Annotated in this window: 1 protein-coding gene; it reads right to left on the bottom strand. The window is 42.1% G+C overall.

Annotated elements, in window-relative coordinates; genetic code table 11:
- Window positions 1–187: 187 nt before the first annotated feature.
- A complete protein-coding gene (locus FC07_RS07560; protein WP_057904521.1) occupies window positions 188–1,138 on the bottom strand; it encodes a magnesium transporter CorA family protein in 951 nt (316 codons plus the stop codon).
- Window positions 1,139–1,655 lie beyond the last annotated feature (517 nt).

Genomic DNA, 1,655 nt, shown 5'->3' with positions numbered 1-1,655 from the left:
TTACGTAAAACTGATAATTTGGCCAATCAATTTGATGCATATGCATAATTCAGGCTTAAATTTCAAAAAACAACAAAAGGTTAGGGATTGCTAAAACTTAGCGTATCAGAAAAGTAAAACAGCGGCGTTCGCGTTTAAATCATGAGCGAACGCCGCCGTTTTTTGGTTGCCATTAAGGTCAATCACGCTACAAGTCCTTGGCAGATAAGTTTCGGCGGCGCCGCAAAGACCAAATCAGTGTTGCCGCGGGAATCGCCGATAATAAAATCGATACTGGCCAATCCAACCAACCGCCAATCAGCGGTAGTTTGACGTTCATGCCGTAAAAGCCGGAAATAATCGGTGGGATCGCCAGTGCAAGTGACCAGATCGTCATAATCCACATGGTGGTGTTTAAATTTTTATCTAGTAGCTTGGCATAGGTGTCGGTGACCTGTTGGACAATCTCACCGTTGACTTGGGCCAGCTCTTTCGTTTGTTGAAATTCATTTTGCAAATTACGTAGCCAGTAGCGTTCGCGCTTCGTTAAAAGGTTGGCATAATCACTGGCATCAGCGACTGCTAGTAGTTGTTCAGCGGCAATGAGATTACCACTGGCCGCGGCCTTTAGGTAGATCATACTTTTACTGAGTTCAGACAAACGCAGAATCTGTTCGTTGCTAGGGTTGGTTTTGTAGCGTTCTAATTGTTCTCGTAAATTATCAAGCGCGCTGATTCGGTCGAAATAGTCATTGTTGAATTCAAACATGATCGCCATTACCAGCATAAAAGGGCTTGGTTTTTGATGATGACTGGCGGTGATGGTTTGATGATATTCTGAAATAACTTGCGCAATCTTTTTATTTTCAGTTTGAACGATTGTGATGAGCACATGATCAATGAGGAGCACGACAAAAGGGGTTGTTTGGGCACGTTCATTTTCCGGACTGGTATTTGGCTGGAGAATTTTGAAGATGAACAGGCCACAGTCATGATCGGGATCGTAGTCAAAGCGCGCACGGCCTTTTTTATTGCGAATGTATTTAATGAAATGGCGAGGCACATGGTATTTGGTGATCAAAGTGGTAAGCTCTGCTTCATTTGGGTCAGTGAGGGCCAGCCACTGATAGGTGTTCCATAACGTTTTAGTTTGTAACATTGTGAAGGCTCCTTTCGGTAAGTACTGTGTATTCGGTTTATTAAGTATCAGATTCAATCAAAGTGTATGCCAGGTTTAATTCGAATGATTCGTGAGCCACTATTAGCACAATACCGAATTTATGCCATTCGGGCAAACGATGTCGGTGAAGGTCGTTGAACGAGTCACCATTGTCAAGCGCGCTTAACGGCTATATGGTGACTAGTTCAAGCTTCAATAAGATGATACCCAGATTTACTTGAATCATTTGGTAAGATTTTTCTGTTTCAAGGTGATCGTAGAATAATAAAAAGATTTCCAAGTTCATTGGTAACGGGCTTTAGGAAATATTTGTGTGAAATTTAAGTTGCGCTTTAGATGACCAAAGACTGGTTCAACCTCGATTTTTCAAGTTGTGGCAATGAATGAAGCATCTTTGTCACTTGAATTGTTTCTTGCCACTGTCGATGAAGACTTTTTAGAGACCTGAATTATTCACCATAAGTTCTCCAAGTACAGTGTCACCCCGGTATCATGG

Origin of the sequence: Loigolactobacillus bifermentans DSM 20003 (assembly GCF_001434575.1) — a bacterium.
GTDB lineage: Bacteria > Bacillota > Bacilli > Lactobacillales > Lactobacillaceae > Loigolactobacillus > Loigolactobacillus bifermentans.
Note: the sequence above shows the minus strand (reverse complement) of the source record. Positions and strands in the feature narration are given on the sequence as shown.